Annotated in this window: 10 protein-coding genes; 7 read left to right on the top strand and 3 right to left on the bottom strand. The window is 40.6% G+C overall.

Annotated elements, in window-relative coordinates:
* Positions 1 to 45: 45 nt before the first annotated feature.
* Positions 46 to 2,496 carry a DNA internalization-related competence protein ComEC/Rec2 gene (locus JFY49_RS10790; RefSeq protein WP_200222834.1) on the top strand — a complete coding sequence of 817 codons (2,451 nt, stop codon included), beginning with the start codon at positions 46 to 48 and terminating at the stop codon, positions 2,494 to 2,496.
* Between the two features lie 7 nt (positions 2,497 to 2,503).
* Here JFY49_RS10790 and JFY49_RS10785 read toward each other — a convergent pair whose 3' ends face one another.
* Positions 2,504 to 3,487: a lysophospholipid acyltransferase family protein gene (locus JFY49_RS10785; RefSeq protein WP_200222832.1), complete on the bottom strand. Its 984-nt coding sequence runs from the start codon at positions 3,485 to 3,487 to the stop codon at positions 2,504 to 2,506.
* Positions 3,488 to 3,618: 131 nt separating this feature from the next.
* Here JFY49_RS10785 and sppA point away from each other — a divergent pair, with 131 nt between their 5' ends.
* Both sppA and JFY49_RS10775 read left to right on the top strand, forming a co-directional pair.
* A complete protein-coding gene (gene sppA, locus JFY49_RS10780) occupies positions 3,619 to 4,644 on the top strand; it encodes a signal peptide peptidase SppA (RefSeq protein ID WP_200222830.1) in 1,026 nt (341 codons plus the stop codon).
* Entirely contained in the window at positions 4,641 to 5,444 is an 804-nt protein-coding gene (locus JFY49_RS10775; protein WP_180042191.1) for an alpha/beta fold hydrolase, read from the top strand. The genes sppA and JFY49_RS10775 overlap by 4 nt, the downstream gene beginning before the upstream one ends.
* A gap of 79 nt (positions 5,445 to 5,523) precedes the next feature.
* Here JFY49_RS10775 and purN read toward each other — a convergent pair whose 3' ends face one another.
* Together purN and purM are read right to left on the bottom strand one after the other, a co-directional pair.
* On the bottom strand, positions 5,524 to 6,153 hold the full coding sequence (purN, locus tag JFY49_RS10770) for a phosphoribosylglycinamide formyltransferase (protein ID WP_180042193.1): 630 nt from the start codon (positions 6,151 to 6,153) through the stop codon (positions 5,524 to 5,526).
* A gap of 9 nt (positions 6,154 to 6,162) precedes the next feature.
* Positions 6,163 to 7,230, bottom strand: coding sequence for a phosphoribosylformylglycinamidine cyclo-ligase (gene purM / locus JFY49_RS10765; protein WP_086196193.1), 1,068 nt, complete (start codon positions 7,228 to 7,230; stop codon positions 6,163 to 6,165).
* 134 nt (positions 7,231 to 7,364) lie between these two features.
* Here purM and cxpE point away from each other — a divergent pair, with 134 nt between their 5' ends.
* From cxpE to JFY49_RS10745, 4 genes are all read left to right on the top strand, one after another.
* Entirely contained in the window at positions 7,365 to 8,585 is a 1,221-nt protein-coding gene (gene cxpE, locus JFY49_RS10760; protein ID WP_200222828.1) for a chloramphenicol efflux transporter CxpE, read from the top strand.
* Between the two features lie 15 nt (positions 8,586 to 8,600).
* The gene (gene hda / locus JFY49_RS10755) at positions 8,601 to 9,305 is read left to right on the top strand and encodes a DnaA regulatory inactivator Hda (RefSeq protein WP_086196191.1); all 705 of its coding nucleotides are present in this window, start codon (positions 8,601 to 8,603) and stop codon (positions 9,303 to 9,305) included.
* A 118-nt stretch (positions 9,306 to 9,423) separates the two neighbouring features.
* Complete coding sequence (gene rbtA, locus JFY49_RS10750; protein WP_200222827.1) at positions 9,424 to 11,226, top strand: rhombotarget A; 1,803 nt, start codon at positions 9,424 to 9,426, stop codon at positions 11,224 to 11,226.
* An 18-nt stretch (positions 11,227 to 11,244) separates the two neighbouring features.
* Positions 11,245 to 13,662, top strand: coding sequence for a CSLREA domain-containing protein (locus tag JFY49_RS10745; protein WP_200222826.1), 2,418 nt, complete (start codon positions 11,245 to 11,247; stop codon positions 13,660 to 13,662).
* The last annotated feature ends 3 nt before the right edge of the window (positions 13,663 to 13,665 follow it).

The following is a 13,665-nucleotide window of genomic DNA, read 5'->3' as shown; positions in this document are numbered from 1 at the left end:
CGGTGGGCTTTAATATTGCCTAAAATAAAAAAAATTATAATCACAATGATTCAAATAATCTGTATCGGCTGGGTGCTGGGTATTGCAATAATGGGAAAAACTCTTCCAATCTTGCAGTCTTTACTCCTTCCATTTGTCGCTCTTTTTATCGTGCTTCTTCTTTTAAAGCTGACTGTTTTAAAACAGATTCATACTCTATCTTTTAAATTTTTACAGTACTGTATTGGGCTAAGTCTGGGGATCACACTTGGCTATAGTTATGCCAATCATCAATTAAATGAGCGTTTGCTGTTTCGGGAACAACAGCCTGAAGCAGTGGAGGTGATTGCTTATATTAAACACATCAATGAATTAGGCGATCAGACCATCCAGCAAAAAATTCAGGTACTGAACCGCCATACAGCAGTCATGCAATGGCAGGCATTTTTAAAAAATGAAATGCATTCTGGTTCCAAATCTGTACTTGAGTTAGGTCAATATTACCGTTTGCAGGGACAAATCCTGCCTGCGCATAGCTATGCCACTGAGGGTGCTTTTGATCAGGAGCAATGGTATATCCAGCAAAATATCATGTCTGGATTTAAAGTTTCATCAATACACAAGCTGACAGAACAAGAGGTTTATGCTTTAGGGTATGGACAATACCTAAAACAACAAGCTTCTGTTTCCCGTCAGATACAACTCTGGGTTGAGCAGCAGCGTTTGGCATTACGCAATTTTATTCATCAGCAACCCGTGCAGCATGAAGGTTTGATGCTGGCTTTATTGACCGGGGATAAAAGTTTACTGGATACAGAAACCGAGCAACTGTTTCAGCGCTTTGGTATGAGTCATTTGCTCGCCATATCGGGTCCACATGTGCTGATTTTTGCTGTACTGCTGTGTTGGGGGCTGCATCAGCTCATTCGTCATGATCGACCACAACTCTATTTGAAATGGCCAAAGCAATATCTGCTGATCTGGCCTTTTTGTGCGAGTGTAGCGCTGTACTGTGCATTTGTCGGCTTTGAAATTCCAGCATTGAGAACGCTGTTGAGCTGCTTGTTGATCAGTGCATTTATCTTATTCAAGCAAAAGGTTCGGCCATTCAATATTTTGCTTTCTAGTGCCTCTATTCTATTAATTTTTGATCCCTTCAGTATTTTATCGGCTGCGTTCTGGCTGTCCTATGGTGCATGCTTTGTGTTACTACGCATTTACCAGACCTTGCAGCAGCGAAGGGGGATGGATGAGTTAAAAACCAGAACACAATACATCACAATGCAACTCAAACTTTTAATCGAATCGCAGTGGAAAATATTTCTGGCTTTATTTCCACTGATGATGCTGTTTTTTAAACAGATTGCATGGATTACGCCATTGAGCAATTTATTCGCCATTCCATGGATTGGTCTGGTGATTGTTCCCTTAGATGTGATCGCAGCGTTGTGCTATTTCATGGCTGAACCTTTGGGTAGCCTTGTTTTTCAAATCAACGATCTGTGTCTTGCAGCTTTGCTGTGGTTATTGCAACTTTTAGATGGGCTGTTTGCCCCGACATTACAGCCGATTGCGATGACATTTGCCGTGTGGCTGAGTTTATGTCTAGGCTTGATAATCCTGTTTTTACCGCGTGCTGTGTTACCTAAAACCTGGTCCATATTGTGTTTTATTCCTTTAATTGGTCTTGATGCCAGTAAAAATCAATTCGAATTAAATGTATTGGATGTTGGACAAGGACAGGCAATTTTTATTCGGGATCAAGACCAGACCATGATGATTGATACTGGTGGTAATTATAATGAAGCTAAATTTAGTATTGGTAAGCAAATTATTTTGCCCTTTTTATCGGTGAAGGGTGTGGATCAATTGGATCAGCTGATTTTGACACATTTAGATCAGGATCATAGCGGGGCGTATGCATCGATTAAACAGGATTTACCCATTAAGTATGTTTATTCAAATGAGCAAGTTCCCATTCCCGATAGCAGCCAGTTTGATTATTGTCATCAAGGGCAGCAATGGTCATGGAATGATGGGATGAACATAACCGTGTTATCACCCAAAGCAGAGAATTTGGCAAATGTCAAAACTGATCAAAACGAAATGTCCTGCGTGGTTTATGTGCAGGTGAAAAATGCCCAACCCTATCGAAATTTTTTGCTCATGGGAGATGCCGGTTGGCGAACGGAATATCAAATTCTGCAGGATTATCCAGACTTAAACGTTGATGTGCTGGTTTTGGGGCATCATGGTAGTCGGCACAGTTCGGCCTATGCTTTTTTAAAGCAATTAAAACCAAAAATCGTGATCGCTTCGGCTGGCTTTAACAATCGTTATGGACATCCCAGTCAAATGACCCTGCAACGTCTACAGCAGCTGGATATTCCTGTACTGAGCACAGTACAGCAGGGCAGCATTCAATTTAGCAGACAGGCCAATGGACAAATGCAATTACATTATGCACGTGAACAAAAGCTATGGTTAAAACGTGCAGCAGTAAAGCTTAAATCATAAGGCCTGATTATATGACCTGATCATTTTCTACTGGAAACATTGTATTTTGGGCTGCAGTCTCAGCACGGACTTTTTCGACCAGTGCTAAGGCCTCTGTTTTATTGAGATAATACAGTCCATCCAATTCAGGATTGGCTTTAAAGCGTTTATAGCTCCAATGATAATGTTCAGGATAACGACGGATCAGGTTCTCAATGGCTTGAAAAATAATGCTTGTGCCTTGATTGGTATCAACCGAATAAATGCGTTCATCAATTGCTTCAAAATGTAGATCAAAGCCCTGATCATCATTACGCAGTGCATACAAAAACAATGTTTTGGCTTTGGTTTTTTGAATCAGTTTGGCACTTAAATTACTGGTGGCCAAAGGCAGTCCAAAATAAGGAATCATTTCACCGCCAACATTGGGTGTATGGTCTGGCAAAATTACCGTTGTTCCACCTTGCTTTAAGGCTTTAAAAATCTGGCGAACTCCAGATTCATCGGTGGGTACCAATGTTGCCTGTTCGCGACTGCGCGCGTTACGCACAAACAGATCGGCCGCCTCATTTTTGACTGGCTTATACATGATGGTCATTTTGGTAAATTGGGCAATATAGGCATTCATGATTTCCCAGGTACCAAAATGCGGAACAATTAAAACCACACCTTTGTTTGCTGCGAGTGCATCCAGCAGCAGCTGCTTACCATGCACTTTATGAATGCGCGCCAGATTGGCCTCATTGCTTGAACCCCAGATACTGAAAAATTCAAAATAAGAGATCAGCTCATTACGGATGGCTTGAGCCGTAATTTTTTCCCGCTCTGTATCGCTCAGTTCAGGCAGCGCAATATTTAAATTCAATTGAATGGTTTCTGACGTTTTGGAAATTTTAAGAGTATTGACCAGACCAGCTAAACCACGCGCTATAAATCGAGAAATTTGAATAGGTTGTCGGCTAATAAATTGCAAAAGACGATAAGTTGTATTCTGGGAGCTTCGATCGGTCATTGTTATATTGTCAATTGCATCAGGAATGGAAAAGATAAATTTATTATAAGGGAAAACAGATAATTTAGACAGATTTAACCCGATCAGTGTATATAATGACTCTAATTTAACTTAACAGTGGATCGTTTTCCATGTCCGATTGGCCACCAAAACCAGAAAATGAAATTCAAAATACACAACATAATTCGCAAAATATAACTGGCAAAGAATGGCATATTTTAGAAAAAGCCGTTTTAGCCTCTGTAGAAGAACAGCGCCGTGCGCGCCGTTGGGGAATCTTTTTTAAATTTCTCACCTTTGCTTATATTCTTTTTATTTTGGTGTTACTGGCTAAAAGCTGTAGTACATCTACGGCAGATCCAACGGCGACCACCAGCTCACATATTGCCGTGGTCGACATTATTGGTACCATTGCTGCAGACAAGCAAAGCGTGAATAGTAACGATACAATCAAAGCACTCAAAAAAGCCTTTGAAAATAAACAAAGTAAAGCTGTGGTTTTAAATATTAATTCGCCAGGCGGGTCACCTGTGCAATCGGATGAAATCTGGCAAGAAATTCAATATTTGAAAAAAGCCCATGCAGACAAAAAACTGTATGCCATTATTGGTGATACCGGTGCTTCAGGTGCATATTATATCGCCTCTGCTGCGGATGAGATCATTGTCAACCCTTCAAGTCTGGTCGGCTCTATTGGTGTGATTATGCCAAACTATGGGGTAACAGGTTTGATGCAGAAATTAGGTGTTGAAGACCGCACCATGACTTCAGGTGAAAATAAAGCTCTTTTATCGATGACTCAACCGGTTGATGCTACACAAAAGGCCCATGTACAAGGGGTGCTGGATAATGTGCACGACCATTTTATCAATGCCGTAAAACAAGGACGTGGTAAAAAATTGAAATCAACTGATCCTGCAATCTTCTCAGGTTTGTTCTGGACAGGTGAACAGGCAGTGAAATTGGGCATTGCAGACCGTACCGGCAGTTTAAATAGTTTGAAACGAGAACTGAAACTGGAAAAAGCAGTAAATTATACCATTGAATATAATCCTTTCGATTCAGTACTAGGACGTATGGGAAGTTCAATTGGACAGGGTTTTGCTAGCTCGATTTCACAGCAAGTCCAATCTGAACAAACGACAAAACTGCAATGAAACCAGTAATCCACTTTGCGCACGCCAATGGCGTGCCATCGAAAGTTTATCAAAAGCTGTTTGATGGACTGAAAGATGAATATGACATTATTTATGTCCCCTTGCTTGGTCCGGACAAGCGTTACCCCATAGACAATCACTGGAACAGTCTGACCAATCAAGTGATTGACAGTATTGTCCGCCAGGCTAATGGCAGCAAAGTCATTGGCCTTGGTCATTCTTTGGGAGCAGTGTTGACTTTTCAGGCAGCCTTAAAACGTCCTGAACTGTTTGAGCAGGTCATTATGATTGATCCGCCTTTAATTATGGGGAAAGACGCCTTTGCTTTGCATGTGGCCAAAACCTTGAAGCTGAAAGCCATGGATAAAATGTCGCCAGCTTCTTTGTCCTTACGTCGCAGAGACCATTGGGAGAGTCGTGAACAGGCCGCTGAATTGCTGCGTCCTAAAGGCTTTTATCAACACTTTGATGAAAGCTGTTTCCAGGCCTATATTGATCATGCTTTAACGGAAGACAAGGTGCGAGGCGGTGTGGAGTTGACCATTTCCAAAATGGATGAGGTGAATATTTTTAGAACCAATCCATCATTATGGTGGCTGCCACAGCCAAAACCTCAAGTGCCTGTCCAGCTGCTGATGGCGGAACAAGGGCCGTTTATTGGGCGGGGCTTTCCGCAAATCGCGAAAAAGAAGTTTGGTATTGCATATACGGTTGTTTCGGGAAGTCATATGTTTCCACTGGAAAAACCGCTTGAGACTGTAGAATTGATCAAGCAACTGATTCAACAGCCGGCAGTGTAATCTGCGCCAGTTAATGAGTAAAAAATGAAGCAATAAAAAAACGCATCCGAGGATGCGTTTTTTTATGCGTTAATATTCTTTAAAACTTGCAGAATTGTACCGGCTCTTTCATTGTCTGACCTCGATACAATATACCCTGTTCAGTATGCTGAATGGTTCCATTACAGATCCATTCCACCACTTGCGGGTAAATGACATGTTCAAGTACATGCACACGGTTGGCAAGACTGCTAACGTTGTCATGCAGATTCACTTTCAACACGCCTTGGGCCAAAGCCTGACCTGCATCCAGTTCGGCAGTGACATAGTGAACCGTACAGCCATGTAGTACATCACCGGTGTTAAGTACACGTTGATGGGTATGCATGCCTTTGTAGTACGGCAGCAGGGAAGGGTGAATGTTGAGCATTTTCCCTTCCCATGCTTTGACAAATTTGGCACTCAGGATGCGCATAAAGCCTGCAAGCACGACCAGATCAACATCCCAATCAAGCAATTGCTGATGCATGACATCATCAAAGGCTTCACGGTTAGGATATTGCTTGTGTTCAATAACGGCAGTTTGAATGCCCGCTTTTGCAGCACGTTCTAAAGCATATGCTTCAGGTTTGTTGGAAATGACCCCGACAATTTGACCTGAGAGATTGGCATCAATCAGGGCCTGCAGGTTACTTCCACTCCCTGAAACAAGGACAGCAATTTTAATCATGCGAAGTACTTATGCAAAAACTACACGGATTTTTTCGTCTGCACCTTCAACAGATTCAGCATTGTCGACGATATGACCCATGGTCCATGCTTTTTCGCCAAGCTGGTTTAGCAACTCAACAGTTTTGTCAGCATCTGCTGCATCAACAGCAAGTACCATACCTACGCCACAGTTGAATGTGCGGTACATTTCAAATTGTTCAACACCACCTTCTTTTTGAAGAAGTTTGAACAGTTCCGGCCATTGCCAAGAAGATTCATTAATCACTGCTTGAGCACCATTTGGAAGTACGCGAGGTAAGTTACCTGGCAAACCGCCACCCGTGATGTGTGCCATCGCGTGAACATCAACCTGTTTAAGCAATTCAAGAATTGGCTTCACATAAATACGTGTTGGTTCCATTGCAGCATCTGCAAGTGGACGACCGTCAACAATTTGAGTGAGGTCAACATTTTTCACGTCTAGAATTTTACGAAGAAGAGAGTAACCATTTGAATGTGCACCTGAAGATGCAACACCCACTAAAACATCACCCGCTTTAACTTTAGAGCCATCAATAATTTTGCTTTGCTCAACTACACCTACGCAGAAACCAGCAAGGTCATAGTCTTCGCCTTCATACATGCCTGGCATTTCAGCAGTTTCACCGCCTACAAGTGCACAGCCCGCAAGCTCACAACCCGCACCAATACCTGTTACTACATTTGCTGCAACATCAACATTCAAGTGACCTGTTGCATAGTAATCGAGGAAGAATAATGGTTCTGCACCACATACAAGAAGATCGTTGACACACATTGCTACCAGGTCCTGACCAATCGTGTCATGACGGTTCAAATTCAATGCCAAACGTAATTTTGTACCAACACCATCTGTGCCAGATACGAGAACAGGTTCTTCATAACCTTTAGGGATTTTACAAAGTGCGCCAAAGCCGCCTAGTCCGCCCATGACTTCAGGACGAGAAGTACGTTTTGCGACAGATTTGATACGATCGACGAGTAAGTCGCCCGCTTCAATGTCGACACCCGCATCTTTATAGCTTAAACCAGTGTTAGGGGAAGTTGAGTTGCTCATAATGAAGTCTCCGCATTCGCGCCGCGATTATACCCGAATATACGAAACTCTTATGTTATTTATGCGCTAAAATGCTATCTTTATTAAAATATTTTACTGTCTAGAACAAATAAACCGAAAAAAGGCGAGTTTCTATGGTCGATCGCACTTCACGACGCATTTTTATACTTGCAGCAATCGCATTTATCCTTTGGGTTGTGTATCTGCTTAAACCGGTAGTATTACCTTTCATCGGGGCATTTTTAATTGCCTATCTGTTTAGTCCTTTAGTAGATAAGTTACATCGTATCGGTTTACCGCGCTGGGTGTCAATTAGTGTGGTGTTTATAGGGATTGGGGTCGTATTGACTTGGGCAATGTGGTATCTGGTTCCACTGGTCTGGAAACAGCTAATGTATGCCAAAACCAGTATTCCCGCAGGTATGCACTGGGTGAACTATACTTTCCTGCCGTGGTTGTCGCATACATTTAATCTGGTGCCGATGGAAATAGACACCGAGCAGATGTCCTCGGCCATTATGGATTACATTCAAACCAATTACAGTGCAGACAGTATTCAGGCGGTCGTGCTGAAGGTTGCCCAGTCTGGTCTGAATTTTATTCAAATTGGTGGAACAATAATATTAATTCCAATTATTGCTTTCTATTTCCTGCTGGATTGGGAGCGCATGCTGGACAGTTTCCGTAGATTGATTCCGCGTCCTTATGAAAAGGCAACTTTGAATATTGTCAGTGAATGTCACAGTGTTTTAGGTGCTTTTGTTAAAGGTCAATTTTTGGTGATGTTTTTGCTGGGCGTGGTCTATGCAGTGGGTTTGCAAATGATCGGGCTTGAAGTCGGTCTGATTATCGGCATGATTGCAGGTCTGGCCAGTATTATTCCTTATCTGGGTTTTGCTGTGGGAATCATTGCCGCCGTAATCGCCACACTATTTCAATTTGGTCTGGACTGGACCCATCTTGCCTTGGTGGTTGTAGTTTTCATGGTGGGGCAGATGGTAGAAGGTTATATTCTGCAACCTTTCCTGTTAGGTGATAAAATTGGTTTATCACCAGTTGCTGTAGTGTTTGCAGTATTGGCAGGTGCCCAGCTTGCAGGTTTCTTGGGAATGCTGATTGCCTTGCCTGTAGCCGCCGTCATTGTCGTACTGCTACGTCATGCACGAGAGTATTATGAAAAGAGCCGTGTTTACGGGCACCCTCAAGTGGTGATAGAGAACACTGATATAGGGTCGGTTTCAATTGAAAGCGAACAGATTGATATTGATATTGAAGTCAAAAATCATCCTGCAAAAAATCTGCAAGAGACTGAAAAATCGAGTAAGATTGAATCGATAGATAATAAAGAACCTTAAGGTTAAAACTCATATATGCGTCAACTGCAACTCGATATTGAACCTCAACTGGACGCCAGAATTAGCGATTTTTCTGGGCCGGGATGGGGGCATGTGATCGATGCAGTTCGACAACTCCATGCCGGTTTAATGAACCGCTTTTATGTCTATGGTGGTGCAGGATCTGGCAAGAGTCATTTGCTTTCTGCTATTTGTGATTCCTATCTGGAAATTGGCAAGTCTGCAATTCAGGTTTCACTGCTTGAATTGCTGGATGCACCGACTGAAGCGATTAGCTCATTAGATCAATATGATCTGGTTGCACTGGATGATATCGAAGCGATCAGCGGTGTTCCACATTGGCAAAAAGCAGTTTTTCATTTAATTAATTACAATAATGAAGGTGGTGGACAGCTGGTTTTTTCTTCCCGTATGGCCCCGATTGAATTGAAACTTGAACTTCCGGATTTACAGTCCCGCCTGACTCAGGCAGTCAGTGTCAAGGTACCCTCAGGGAGTTTATATGCTGACCGTTATGCATTGGTGAACTCGGTGTTATCGCGTCGGGGAATTCATATTGACCAGCAGATTATTGATTATTTATTGGCTCATGGGCCTCATCAGACTTCGGTTTTACTGCAAACTTTGGAACAGCTTATTCAGCTATTAAAAGGTGAGAAAACTAAGATTAGTCATGCGAATTTAAGACAAATTTATGCTTTAATCGATGAATATCGGTAAAAAATAAAAAATCTTGAGTAATTACTCAAGCTGTGACAAAGTACAGGAAAATAATTCGATGTTGCAGGGATATTGCAACTAAAGAATAAAAAAAATTAAAGAATATAAGGAGAGTAATATGCTCAAGCGGAGCATAGGTATAGGGATGTTATGCTTTGCAGGACATGCTTATAGTGCAGATATTATCGTAAATACGACTGAAGATACTAAAAAAGATGACAAGGAATGCTCATTACGTGAAGCAATAGAATACGTTAATTTGGGGTTGCCGAAAGAAGGTTTTTATGGCTGTGGAGGAGAAAACTCTACCTCGACTATTCTGCTAGATAAATTAAAAGTCTATACGCTGACAAGTAAAATTAATATTACATCAGCACTTAATTTGAAAACTTATTATGAAACCAATGTTAGTGACACAGCTGTTGCCGGTTTAAATAACGCCATTATTCGTATGACAGGCCAAGATCAGGTTTTTAATATTGATGATAATGCCAAAGAACGCATTATAGTAAACATACAAGAAGTCAGTTTTGAAGGTTGTCAAAAGAGTGTCTGTGCTGATCGCGGCGGTATTTTATATAATAATGAAAACTTGGTCTTAAAATATGTAAAACTCACGGGAGGAATAGCGCGTTTAGGAGGAGCTATTTATAATGTAGGTGAGAATACCGATGCCGATGTATATAGTAGCCGTGTATCGATTAGCAACAGTCTGATTGAAAATAACGAAGCGATGAGTGGTGGTATTTTATACAGTCAACGTCCAAATTTCACCATCACGAATGTTGTTTTTAAAAATAATAAAACCACTTCGGGCACTGCCAACATTTTTAGTGAAAAGAATATTCTAGATCCCTCTAAACTGACCTTTCCTTCTAAGATAAATATGATTACCAACAGTACCTTTGTGAATAATACAGGCTATGTTGTTAATATTCGGGATGGAATAGGCTTAAATAATCTGACTATTGTTGCAAATACTGCAGGTGTGCAGTTTGAAGCACCAAATGCTCAAGGCTATATGGCTAACAGTATTTTGATTGGTAATCCAAATGGAACAAATAATAATTGCCAATTTAGTAGTGATGATAAAAGTATTTTGCAAAATAACTTGGTTACTTCTGAATGTAGAAGTGGTGATGCCAATTATCCGAATGAATTTTGGACTGGTAATAAACTTTTTGCAGGAGACAGTAGCGAGGGCAGTTGTAAATCACTCATTGCAGACCAAGAAGCCTTACTTTGTCCTTATGCAACAGCAAAAGATACTTTTTTAGGATATATACGGCCACGTATTTTACTTAGCGCAAATAACATGTTTGACACGCTCATTTTAAATAAAGGGCGAGTCGATTCGGATACTGAGCATGTTCAGGTGATCTGTGAAGGATTAGATCAGCGCGATAAGAGCAGAACCACTGATAACAGCTGGTGTGACCGCGGTGCTATTGAGATTATTGTACCCACGACCATTGCACGTATTGGTCAGGACTTAAAAGTAGGTGAAATAGCGAAAATCAATATCTTGCAATACTTGGGTGACAGTGACTTATATCCGAAAGAAAAATGTGAAGCGCTATTGGGCAAACATCCCAATGGTGAACAATGGCAAGATGGCTGTGTATATGTTGATCAAACCTTAACGGAGAGCAAAGGTTCACTGACTTTAGATATTGATGGTAATTTGGTTTACACGCCAAATGGTAGTTGGCGCGGTGCAGATATTTTTGAACTGCGTGTCGTTACATCTTCTACGCGTTTTAATGAAAATAAAAAATATCTGGTGCTTAGTGCAAATATGGTGCAAGAGCAAAGTAATGCTATGGATAGCAAGAGCGTCAAAACATCAGGTGGTGCATTTGGGCTGTTGAATTTATTGGCTTTATTAGGTCTGATTGGTCTGCGTCATTATAAGAAATAAAAAAGTAGGAAAAAAGTAATGCACAATTATAAAAAAGGATTGCTCTGCATTATGGTTTTATCTGCTATGTCATTAATGGCAGCGGAGGATAAAACCATTAAGGTCACGACGTTTGCAGACGAAAATGGTGAAAACAGTAATGCATGTTCATTGCGTGAAGCAATCATTACTGCGAAAAAAAATATAGGTTATGGGGGGTGTACAGCTGGAAATACGCTTAATGGTGTAGCAGATAAAATTCAATTAGATGCCGGTACATATAAATTAAGTTCAGAACTCGTGCCGGAATCGGCTTTGGTGATTAGTGGCGTTTCACGTTTTAACTATGATGAAAAAGATAAACTGACGCAAAAATATCCTGCATTTGAACAGATCAAAACTATTATTAGCGGTGAAAATCGTTCAAGAATTTTTAATACCAGTATTAGTGAAACCAGTCTAACGCTAAATGATATTCAACTTGAAAAAGGTTATGCTGAAAATGGTCGGGGCGGGGCATTATTACTCGGTGGAGCTTTAAGCTTCAATAAGGGTGCAATTCTAAACTCGAAGGCGGATATTGCAGGGGGTGCAATTTATAATATTGCGCAAGATATTGAAAAAGAAGTCAAGATAAGTAACAGCTTAATTCAAGGGAATCAGGCCAATAAAGGCAGTGTTATTGCAATGGACTGTTACGGCAATCTGGGAGATACCAAACCTGCGGTGACCATTGCTCAAAGCAGTATTATTCAGAATGGTTCAATCGCCAGTGCGAGTGCATTAGATTTTTGTGGTGTTGCAAAGGTAAATTTATCTGCGAATACGATTGCACAAAATATAGCAAACTCAAGTGGCGGTAGTATTTTACGGGCAGTGACTGACGGTTTAGATCGTTTTAGTCCTTATTCAACTTTAACCGCCATTAGTAATACGATCGTAGAAAATTCAGCATACAGCACCTTTTTATATGATCAATCGGGCAGCAAAGTTTTCGCATTCAATATTCTGGCTTTTAATAATTCGGATAAATCCTGTCGTTATAACTCGGATAATGGTGTTCCGAGTGAAAAAATGATTTTTGTTGCAAGCAATAATGCCTTGAACTTGGCATCAGGAACAGATCAATGTGTGTTACCTGAAATTACTTTAGAGTCCACGGTTGAAAGTTCGAAAAATTTAGATGTCTCTAGCACCAGTTTTTCTAGCTTACTGTCTAAGATGACGGAATCATCAGCCTATAATATGTTCTTGCCTTTATATTATCCAAGAGATAATCAAAGTGCGGCAGATTTAATTGATGTTAATCGTTCAGGTTGTAGTGATTATGATCAACGCGGTTTAAGCCGTTTTTTAGATACGGTTTTACAACTTGAACCAAGCAAAAAGAATAGTTGCGATATCGGTTCGGTTGAACGTATGAATTTATCCGCTATAGATATTACAGATTTAAAAAATAGCTCGATTATTAGTTTACTGGAATTTTATCAGTCCAATATTGATGAACTTAAGGCATTAATTGACGAAGGAGTTAAAAACTCAACCGGAATCAATGATTTCAAAGAGGAATTAGCTCAATACGAAAATCTGTTGAAATATACCAAGCAGCACCAAAAATACCGTGCTATTTATTTTGACCCATTTGTACTGGCGATTCCAGCAGAAGAGCGGGTAAGTGATACATCAGGTGAAGATTATCGCATCAAGAGTTTAAATGCCGATAACTATACTGTTGAGGTTGAGCCTTATGGCATTGGTACACTCACCGTAACCGATGGTAATGCTGTGCTAAAAGGTGAACTAGATGACTTAAAATGCGAATGGAATGCAGATTTCAAACAGATCATGATCTATCGTACAAGTGGTGAATTGCTTAATACTGCTGATTATGCCTATTGTAAATACACGCTTAAAGAAAAGGGTGGTGAAGCCAAGCAGTCTTCAGGTATTTTACAGGCAAGCTTTGTAAATATTACTCCTGTTGCAAAGGATGATATTTATTCTATTAGTTCAAGCTCTAATTTAGAAGTAACGGTTAATCCTCTAGAAAATGACCATGATGATGGTGATGGTCTAACCTCTACTTTACCTGTAGCAAAACCAGCATTTTATCAAAATAAACAAGGTCAAGAGATTCCAATCCAAATTGAGAAGTTACCAGCTGGGTTGACTATGACGGCAGAACGCCAGGGTCCTTGTCCGGGTACTGATGCCAGTAATATATGTTATGGTGGAAAATTGCATTTTGCAGTTAAGAATAATCTCAGTCAATTCGATTATCCGGTGACTTATAAAATATATGATGCTGAGGGATTGGGATCAAATACTGCCACTATTTATCTGAACAACACTGCCAAAAATACCAATTCATCATCGAGTGGTGGTGGGTCATTTGGAGTATATGGTGTATTTGCTATTCTAGGTTTAACTTTATATCGACGTTATCGAATGAAATAATAA

This window comes from Acinetobacter sp. CS-2, from assembly GCF_016599715.1.
In the GTDB taxonomy this organism is placed as follows: domain Bacteria; phylum Pseudomonadota; class Gammaproteobacteria; order Pseudomonadales; family Moraxellaceae; genus Acinetobacter.
Note: the sequence above shows the minus strand (reverse complement) of the source record. Positions and strands in the feature narration are given on the sequence as shown.

What these genes read in the sequence shown, in the direction of transcription:
- purN (WP_180042193.1), bottom strand. Translation starts at nt 6,153, where the DNA reads ATGATTAAAATTGCTGTCCTTGTTTCAGGGAGTGGAAGTAACCTGCAG.
- JFY49_RS10775 (WP_180042191.1), top strand. Translation starts at nt 4,641, where the DNA reads ATGAAACCAGTAATCCACTTTGCGCACGCCAATGGCGTGCCATCGAAA.
- hda (WP_086196191.1), top strand. Translation starts at nt 8,601, where the DNA reads ATGCGTCAACTGCAACTCGATATTGAACCTCAACTGGACGCCAGAATT.
- cxpE (WP_200222828.1), top strand. Translation starts at nt 7,365, where the DNA reads ATGGTCGATCGCACTTCACGACGCATTTTTATACTTGCAGCAATCGCA.
- sppA (WP_200222830.1), top strand. Translation starts at nt 3,619, where the DNA reads ATGTCCGATTGGCCACCAAAACCAGAAAATGAAATTCAAAATACACAA.
- purM (WP_086196193.1), bottom strand. Translation starts at nt 7,230, where the DNA reads ATGAGCAACTCAACTTCCCCTAACACTGGTTTAAGCTATAAAGATGCG.
- JFY49_RS10790 (WP_200222834.1), top strand. Translation starts at nt 46, where the DNA reads ATGATTCAAATAATCTGTATCGGCTGGGTGCTGGGTATTGCAATAATG.
- JFY49_RS10745 (WP_200222826.1), top strand. Translation starts at nt 11,245, where the DNA reads ATGCACAATTATAAAAAAGGATTGCTCTGCATTATGGTTTTATCTGCT.
- rbtA (WP_200222827.1), top strand. Translation starts at nt 9,424, where the DNA reads ATGCTCAAGCGGAGCATAGGTATAGGGATGTTATGCTTTGCAGGACAT.
- JFY49_RS10785 (WP_200222832.1), bottom strand. Translation starts at nt 3,487, where the DNA reads ATGACCGATCGAAGCTCCCAGAATACAACTTATCGTCTTTTGCAATTT.